General features: G+C 48.4%; 6 protein-coding genes. All 6 read right to left on the reverse strand.

The genetic code is table 11. From position 1 onward, the window contains the following. Positions 1 to 300: 300 nt before the first annotated feature. Positions 301 to 1,839: a glycoside hydrolase family 32 protein gene (locus CIK98_RS13000; RefSeq protein ID WP_094384888.1), complete on the reverse strand. Its 1,539-nt coding sequence runs from the start codon at positions 1,837 to 1,839 to the stop codon at positions 301 to 303. A 4-nt stretch (positions 1,840 to 1,843) separates the two neighbouring features. Then, positions 1,844 to 3,346: a DUF4960 domain-containing protein gene (locus CIK98_RS13005; protein WP_094384890.1), complete on the reverse strand. Its 1,503-nt coding sequence runs from the start codon at positions 3,344 to 3,346 to the stop codon at positions 1,844 to 1,846. A gap of 21 nt (positions 3,347 to 3,367) precedes the next feature. Then, positions 3,368 to 5,101, reverse strand: a complete 1,734-nt coding sequence (locus tag CIK98_RS13010) for a RagB/SusD family nutrient uptake outer membrane protein (protein WP_094384892.1) — start codon at positions 5,099 to 5,101, stop codon at positions 3,368 to 3,370. A gap of 25 nt (positions 5,102 to 5,126) precedes the next feature. After that, positions 5,127 to 8,243, reverse strand: a complete 3,117-nt coding sequence (locus CIK98_RS13015) for a TonB-dependent receptor (RefSeq protein WP_094384894.1) — start codon at positions 8,241 to 8,243, stop codon at positions 5,127 to 5,129. A gap of 158 nt (positions 8,244 to 8,401) precedes the next feature. After that, positions 8,402 to 8,524, reverse strand: a complete 123-nt coding sequence (locus tag CIK98_RS18290; RefSeq protein ID WP_172409944.1) for a smalltalk protein — start codon at positions 8,522 to 8,524, stop codon at positions 8,402 to 8,404. 264 nt (positions 8,525 to 8,788) lie between these two features. Beyond that, positions 8,789 to 9,228: DNA-binding protein (locus CIK98_RS18295; RefSeq protein ID WP_172409945.1), on the reverse strand; the 440-nt coding region annotated here is incomplete at its 5' end.

Consider the following 9,228-nt stretch of genomic DNA (forward strand, 5'->3'; position numbering starts at 1 on the left):
TAGTTTACTCTATTTTTTTAATGTTATCCTTTAAATACAATCTCTTCACCTCCTCAGGCCGATACACATTGAACAAACAACCTTTAATAACTAAAAACCTAATTAACTAAAAACCTAACTAACTAAAAACCTAATAAAAAGTACTAACCTAAAAAAATTATCTGAACCAAAAAATCTGCTGCAAAATTATCAACTTTATGGCTTATAGGCTTTAAAATATGATACAAATAATAAAAAAATTCGTTCAATGTAACATTATTGCGATTATTTGTCTTTTTTATTTCTATCTTGAATACATTTTTATTTCCAAACACGACGCAGGTTTCTCACTTTTGCCTCATAATTGGCACCACTAACTGAAAGTGTGTTATATAATGCCTGTGGGAATACGAGATTTGTTACTGAGGTAAGTCCGTCGGAAGCAATCAACTCAACTGACGACTGGTCTACATAGAAGTCAAGCGTGAGCTTGTTGCCTGTGGCATTCAGCGGAGCATTCATAGTCGGGATGGAGAATGTCGGGGCAAATGATGCAACACCGGTAGAAGTATTTCTGTGTACGGAAAGCGACTGGGTGGATACATTTACATCGATAGCATACTTTTCGCCTTGCGCGTTGCTCAAGGTGATAGTGCTGTTGGCACTAAGGTCCATTTCGAGATGAAGCTGGTAGGCATCTTTTGCGTCAAACGAAGATGTCACAGCAGTCCACTCATCGGCTATATCGTTGATTTCGCTTATCACAGGACATGCAAGATGCGGAGTGCCATTATGCTCCACAAGTTTCAGTTCGCGAGGCAGCGACATGGCCGATCTCCATGGGTCGCAAGGCACACGGTCGGCATATTGCCAGTTGTTCATCCAGCTGATCAGAAGATGTCTGTCACCTGTATTGTTCCAAGTAACACCTGCATAGAAGTCCATACCATAGTCCAACCAAAGCGGATAGTCCAAATTGTCGGGTGTGAACTTCTTTCCGTCGAAGTCGCCGACGAAATACATCATTCCTGAACCGATGACAGGACCGCAGGGATTAACACTGACGAGCATCACCCACTTGCGCTTTCCATTATAGTCAAACGGAATGAGGTCGGGACATTCCCACTGGAAGCTGGGACGTCCGGTAAGTTCTACTAAGAACTCACTCTCCTTGGTCCAGTTCTTCAAGTCTGGAGAACTCCATATTTCCATACCTTTCTTCCAGCCCTTGGCAAGCGACATTATCCATTTCTTGCTCTCTGCATGCCAGAATACCTTCGGGTCGCGGAGGTTGTCGTCGTTGTTCTTGATTACAGGATTGCCTTCGTAAGTGGTGAATGTCTTTCCGCCATCCTTGCTGTAGGCAATAGACTGCTGCTGGGCAGCATCGGCAGAGGTGTAAATGGCAACAAGGGTATTGGCGCCGAAGCCCGCAGTGTTGTCCTTGTCACAAACGGCAGAACCTGAGAAAATCATGCCAAGAGCATCTGGCTGGAGAGCTACAGGCTGCTCTTCCCAATGAAGCATGTCGGTGGAAGTGGCATGTCCCCAGCTGAGGTTGCCCCAACCATTGCCCTGAGGGTTATACTGATAATAGAGATGGTATGTGCCATCCACATAAATCATACCGTTGGGATCGTTCATCCAGTTTTTGGCAGGCGTAAAATGTATCTGCGGACGATATTTCTCGTTGCGGCTGCTGGCCACTTCCTCTCCTGGTACTTCTGGAGCAGGCTCTTCCGTTTGGGGATTATCAATGATTGGATTATAATCCTGCTTGATGTCGTCTTCAGAACAACCAGTGAAGGTAGCCGCCATTGCAGCGGCTACCAACATGATAATGCTTTTATGTATCTTCATAAAATTATCTGGTCTTTAGATATTCAAGTGAGTTCTTTGCCAAAGTGAGGACATTGTCCTGATAGATGTTGTTCTTTGGATGAGCACTCTTGTCAGGTGTGCCATCAGCATTCTTCATCGAGAACTCGCAACCACCGTTACCGATGCAGAGCAATGTGCCCTTGTATTCGGTGTTGCCCTGCTGGGCTTCCCATACGTTCATCTGAGACACCCAGTCAATCTGTGAATCCCATGTTCCGAGTGGGTAGATGCCGTAGGTCTGCGTGAGCTGTGTATAGCAAGCTTCCTCCTGATTGCCAATACCGGTAAGCAGCGACGGGAGATTGAAGTAGAGACAGTTGTGGTCTTCTGTCCAACCCGGTCCCTTGAAGGCGATGAGCTTGGTGCGGTCGTTGCTTGTCACCTCAAGACCCTTGTAGATGGGATGACCGGAGTGGTCCTTGGTGAAGCGGCTGCCTGGGTGAAGCTGTACTGCCATGCTCCAAACATCGTTGTTGATACCACCTATGCCAAATCCGAAAGCATGGTCGTTGCCCTTCATGTCGTCGAGGTTGATTCGTCCGAGATAGCCGGCATATACAGTGGCGTGACTCCAGAGCAGCAAGCTTCCGCCGTTCTTGTACCATTCGGTGATTACAGGAGTTGCAGCATTTACCACCTCAGGCATAGCCCATACGTCGTCCTCGCCCTCGCCTTCAAGGTCGCGCAACCAGAACAGTACGCGGAAAGGCTCAACATCGTCAGCCGACTTGATGGAAGAGAACGGCAGGAACTGTGCCGATGGATAGGTCTCGTGCAACCAGAGCCATGCAGAAGCCTCGTCGTCATCACCATTCTCAACGAGTTCCTCCGGTGTGTCATAAACACTCAGGAAACCGATGGCAGTCTTACCAATTCTCAGCGAGGCGGTTGATGCGAGAGATGTACCTTTTTCATTCACAGCCACGAGTGTTACTGTCCATGTGTCGCCAGTAACCACATTTTGAATGGTGTACATGGTGTTGTTGGCAGAGAGAGTCTCAGATATTGTCTGCTTGCCGTTGGTAGCGGTAAACTGGATGCTTGAGGCATCGGCAGGCTTATTCCATTCCACTACCGCGTCGTAGCCTCCAGCCTTGTCCACCTGGCGCATCTGTATGCCCGTAATACTTGTAGCTCCTTCGCGGGTATAGGTCTTCACCACGCCCTTAGAGAAGTTTGTGCCGTCGGTGAGTTTGAATACATATTCGTATGACTCATTGGTCGGGATGTTCTTGTGGGCATAGCTTGTGCCGCTTACTGTCTCAGACGAGGAGAGCGTACCATTGCGATAAACGGTAACGTTCATCGAAAGGTCGGCCGACTGCTGGGGCCACGACCATACATAGTCGTCGCCCTGAAGCTGTCCGTTAATGTTTGCTGCGTCAGGTGTAGCAACAATCATCGCACTGCGGTCGAAGTCGTTGTCCTGACATGATGTTATGACACATGCAAGAAGTGTCATTAATATTATCGATAACTTTTTCATAAGTATTGCTCTTTTGTAGAATTAATAACCTTTGTTCTGAGAATAGAGTCCCGGAACATAATACAACTGGTTGTAAGGCACGGGATAGAACTCGTTCTTGCCCGGAGTGTAGTGGGCATCCTTCAGATACTGTGCGTATGTCTGTCCGTCGTAAACGTCGTTCTTCTCTGTCTCGAAATATGCGTTCAAGGTCTTTGAGGCGATACCCCAGCGGCGAAGGTCGAAGTAGCGGCCGTTCTCCATTGCCAACTCAAGGCGGCGCTCCCACTGCAGACACTTGCGTGCTGTCTCCTTATCCTTGAAATATGTGTCGGGATAGAGTGCGATTTCACACTGGTCGGCAGCATATTGTATGTGCTTTGCCACTGAGTTCTTGGCACGCTGGCGGATGTCGTTGATGATAGAGCGGGCTTCCTCGAGCTTGCCTGTCTCGATAAGAGCCTCGGCACGCATCAGCATCACGTCAGAATAGCGGAAGACATAGTCGTTCATGTCGAATGCCTGCCATGGGCTGTTGTAAGTCTCACCCTTTGAACGCTGCGGCACTTCCTTCAGTGAGGTGTAGTAGCCGTAGGTGTTTGGTGTACGTGAGTTATCCTTTGTAAGGGTGTAAGACTCCTCATACTTGTATGGGAATGTAGGCATACCAACGGTGTGGAAGAGGCGCGGATCCCACTTCTGTGCTGTAGGAACACCATTTACAGGATAGTCGATGGTCTTGTCGAAGTTGTCGAAGTCAGGCAGACCGTCCTTTGTCTTGAATGCGCTTACGAGGTTCTGCGAAGGCTTGTGGAAGTCCCATCCGCAAGACCAGATGCCCCAGCAGCCGTTGAGCATGTTGCTCCAGTTGGCACGTCCGAAGGTGGTGTTGTCATCCTTATAGTCAGAGCACTGCACTGCAAAGATGCTCTCCTTGGAGTTTTTGTACTCAGGCAGGAAGATGTCGCCGAAGTCCTCAAGATAACCATACTTTGACGATTTTACAACGTCGGTATATTCCACCACCTTATTCATATAGTCCTGGTTGATGTGGCTTACACCATTGGTTGCCTCATAACCGTCACCCCAAGCGAGAGTGAGGTAACACTTTGCGAGATAACTTGCGGCGGCAATCTTGTTGACACGTCCACCGTCCTTCTGCTCTGCAGGAAGCACGTCGTATGCCACCTTGAAGTCGTCGATAATCTTCTGGAAGAGCTGCTCGTAGGTAAACTCGTCGTTGCGGGTCTGCTCCTGTGCATTGTTCTTATATACTTCCTCGTCGATCCAAGGAATCTGACGGAACATGGTCAAAAGCTTGAAATAGAAGTGGGCACGGAGGAAACGGACCTCTGCGTCGCGCTGCTTGGCTGTCTCGGCACCGAGTGTGCCTTCACCGTATTCAGCAACGGAAACGAGTGCACGGTTGCAGCGTGAGATGGCGCAATAAAGACGATACCAGAGTTCGTCAAACTCACCTGGAGTGGAAGTCAGTGTTGACCATATCTCCATAGGATGATAGCCAGTGTCGGTAGTTCCCGAACCGCCCTTGAGACAGTCGTCACTTGCCACGTCGCCGTATGGCCAGAGGTTGAACGGATAGGTGTACCAGCAGTCACCGAGCATTGCATAGGCTGCAGTGACCATCTTGTCTGGATTCTCCATGGCGAGCTGCTCATCGATAACACCCTCTGGCTCAACCTCGATGAAGCTGTCGCATGATGTGGCAGAGAATAATGACACTGCCACAAGTATATATTGGAATATCTTTTTCATTGCTTATAATATATTAAATATGTGATTAGAAACCAAGCTGAAGACCGAATGACACTGATGTGGCATGAGGATATGCCCAATTAGGATTCTCAGGGTCGGACACTGTGAAGCCATCAGACTTGAGTGTGAAGAGGTTTTGTCCTGATACATAGAAGCGTGCGCTTGTCATATTGACTTTCGAAAGCAGGCTTGACGGCATGTTATAGCCAATCTGCAGCGAGCGCAACTTCAGCCATGAACCATGCTCAACAAAATATGTTGAGGCGCGACCCTCGTCACCGGTGTTGTTGGTGGTCAGGGCTGGGATGGAAGAGGCGGCGTTGTCCTGTGTCCATGCCTGGAGCATACGGTTACCCTTGTTGCTACCTGCATCGGTGATGCTGTAGAAGTCGGTCTGGAACTTCTGACCATTGTAGATGTCAACACCGCAAATGCCCTGGAAGAACATTGAGAGGTCGAAATCCTTGTAGTTGAGTGATACATTCAGACCCCAAGAGAAATTGGGCACCGGATTGAAGATCCAAGTCTGGTCGTCGGCATTGATACGTCCGTCGCCATTGAGGTCGGCATACTTCAGACCTCCGACGCGTGCGTTCTCCTGTCCGCATGCAAGCACTTCCTCGCGGTTCTGATAGAGTCCGTCAACAACATATCCTACGATTGAACCATAAGGCACCTTTGCCTCTACGAGGTTCTCTTTGGTGGTGTGAGCATAAGAACCGGTTGTGGTCTCGGGCAGGTAAGTCACGCGGTTACGGAAGAAGTCGAGGTTTCCGCTGATGTTATAACCGAATCCGTAAGCTGTGGTATGGCGATAACCAACGGTGAATTCCATACCCCAGTTCTGCAGTGAAGGACCGTTGCTCCATGATGCGCCACCTTCACCGAGTGATGCGAGATAGGCTGGCTGGATAAGCATATCCTTAACCTTCTTGAGATAGATGTCGGCAGTACCGTAGAGTTCGTTGCGGAACAGGGCGAAGTCAACACCGGCGTTGTACTGTATTGTTGTCTCCCACTTCAAGTTAGGATTCTCTGTCTGTATGGCACGGAAGCCTGAAGGGAAGATACCAGAGCCCTGAAGATAAAGGTCGTAGGCGGTAGAAGTGACGCGGTCGTTGCCGTAGTCGGCTATATAAAGACCATAGCGTGCATTGTTGGATATGGCCTGGTTACCGGTTTCACCCCAAGAGAGACGAATCTTCAAGTCGTCGAGCCAGTCTTTCTTCAGGTTCTGCGAAAGGCGATAACCGAGAGTTGCTGCGGGGAATGTACCATAGCGGTTGTTGCGTCCGAAGCGTGAGCTACCGTCACGACGTATGGTGAACGATGCAAGAATAAGGTCTTTCCAGTTGTAGTCGGCCTTGCCGAAGAAAGACACGAGGTTGTAGCCGCTGGCTATACCAGTTGCGCGCTCAGTACCTGTAGCGGCGTCTGGCCACATATATTTATATGTCTCAAGGTCGAACATTTCTGCATAAGAAGAGAACTCATCACGGCCCTGATGGTGCATCTCCATACCGAGGAGCACACCGAAATGATGGTCATTCCACAATGTGAAGTTGTAGTTGGCGGTATTTGACCATGTCCACTTCATGTCGTTTGCCTCACTGAGAGTGGTGCTTGGAGTTGAGTTGTTCACAACGTCTGAGTGGAAGGTGTAATTAACAGAGTGGATGAATCCCTGGTCGTAGTCGATACCGAAGTTTGAACGCAACACGAGTCCTTCGACAGGCTTGATGTCGATATATGCATTTCCGAACACACGCCATACCTTCAGTCTGTTGTCGCGGTTGTGATAGAGTTCGCGCAGAGGGTTCTGGCGGTCGCTCATACCACCCACAGGACCTGCGAATGTCGCGTTGTCTTCCTCATAAACCGGCACTGTAGGAGCCATCTTGAGTGCATTCTCCATCGGGAAGCTGTTCACCTGGTTGGTGTAGCTGATGGTAAGGTTTTCACCGATAGTGACAAGCTTGTTGATATTATAGCTTGTGTTCACACGTCCTGAGAAATTCTCAAAGTCGGTGTATTTCAATATACCATTGTTTTTCTTGTAACCCAACGACATGAGGGCTGAATACTTGTCGGTGGCGTTGGAAATCGACAAGTCGTAGCTCTGTGAGAAACCAGTGCGGGAGATAGCGTCGAGCCAGTCGGTGTCGCTGAATCTCATGGTCTTCTTGGAATTGATATATCCATCATACAGACCATTTACGGTGTATTCATTATACTGACCAGTCTTAGGGTCGTACGCCTTGATGCCGATACCTTGTGTAGCTTTGAGGTTAAGACCATAGTTGCTTGCGTAAGCCACAGGGTCAAGACCATCGTTCAAAGCTGCCTGTGCCATTGCAGTTGCATATTCTGCAGAATTACACAAGTCCATTGTCGACTGCGAAGTGTAGAACTGTGCTGTAAGGTTTGCGGAGAAGTCAATCTTCACCTTTTCGCCCTTCTTACCCTTGCGCGTGGTAATGATGATAACACCGTTGGCAGCGCGCGAACCATAGATAGAAGCCGAAGCGGCATCCTTCAACACCTGCATACTCTCGATGTCGTTCATGTTAAGAGAGTTGAGAGTGGCAGTTGTGGGCACTCCGTCGATAACGAAGAGAGGGTCCTGTGAAGAGTTGAACGAACCGATACCACGAATGCGCACTGTACCAGTTCCAGAAGGAGAACCATCGGTGGTAACGGTCATACCAGCCACCTTTCCCTGCAATGCCCTCATCGGGTCGCTGTCGGAAGAAGTCTTAAGGTCTTTAGTCTGCACAACAGCCACCGAACCGGTAAGGTCGGCCTTGCGTTGTGTGGTGTAACCTGTCACCACCACCTCCTGTAGGCTCTGAGCATCTTCCTTCAGTGTGATTTTCATTCCCTGTGCGGCGGGAAGTTCTTGGTTGTTGAAGCCGATGTAGCTCACTACGAGCGTTGCACCTTTCTTCACATTGATAGTGAAGTTACCATCGAAATCAGTGATGGCACCATTCGTGGTACCTTTCTCCATGACTGTAGCTCCGATGATGGTTTCTCCTGTTTGGTCGACCACCTGTCCTGTAGCTACAATCGTCTGCGCATACATTATGGTAGTGACCATACATAGTAGCGCCATTGCTGCTAATCTTTTAAACTGTTTCATTTTGTTTGTTATTTAGATGTTTCAAATTGTTTTCGCTGCAAAAGTACGGTGAAAACATATATGAAACAATAAAAAATCGTGCATTTCATGGCAAAAATGATACAATGTAACATTTTTGATAGAGAATGCACGATATTTGTTATTTTTTCAACTTCCGTTTAGAAGTACACATTGGCGCCCATGCAGCTTGTCACTCCGAGAGTAGTGGCTATTGCCGTTGCGATTGACACGATGAGCTGAAGAATCAGCTTCCAAGTATTCGTTTTATTAGTTGTGCTCATAATCGTAATTTTTTAAAGTTCACTTTATTTTACCAAAGAGTTTAAGAGTTTAAGAGTATTTGTATAATGATAGAGGTTGAATGCCAAGGCATTTAGAGCTTATAGAGAGCTGCGCAAAACCTCTTTTCCTCTGTCGCTTGCGACCTACTCCATCAACAAAAACTCTTCCCCTCTTTATCTCTTTGTTTAAAAAATACCCTTCATAGGGAATCACCACTTCTTTAAGGTTTACCTTTTAATCTTTAAGGTTTTACCTTTTAAAGTTTACTGTCCGAGGTCGTCGCCACCGCTTCCGCCGGCACCGGCATCCTCACCTCCACTCGGATTCTCAGGGTCCTCTATCACGCCAGAGTCACTGGAGTTCACGCGCTTCACCACCTTTCCGTTGCGGTCGTAGCAGGTGATGCTCACTGCGGTGGTCATCAGTTCCTTCTTCACGTCAGTAGAAGGCACGAAGATAATCTTTCGGGTGGTGATGAGGCTCGACGCCACCATGTTCACGTCCTCCACACTCTTTGCGTTCAGACCGAATCGCATTGTGCCAAGTCCCGGCACCGGCACCGAATGGCCCTCAGTAGCCCAAGCCTTAATCACGTCGCCGCAAGCAGAGAACGCGGCTTGGAGAGCACCTTTTTGGATACCCGATCGAAGAGAAGCCTCCTCAATCATCTTGCTCTCAGAGAGAGATGAATACTTTTCAGCGG

This window comes from Prevotella sp. P2-180 (genome assembly GCF_002251435.1).
Classification (GTDB): domain Bacteria; phylum Bacteroidota; class Bacteroidia; order Bacteroidales; family Bacteroidaceae; genus Prevotella.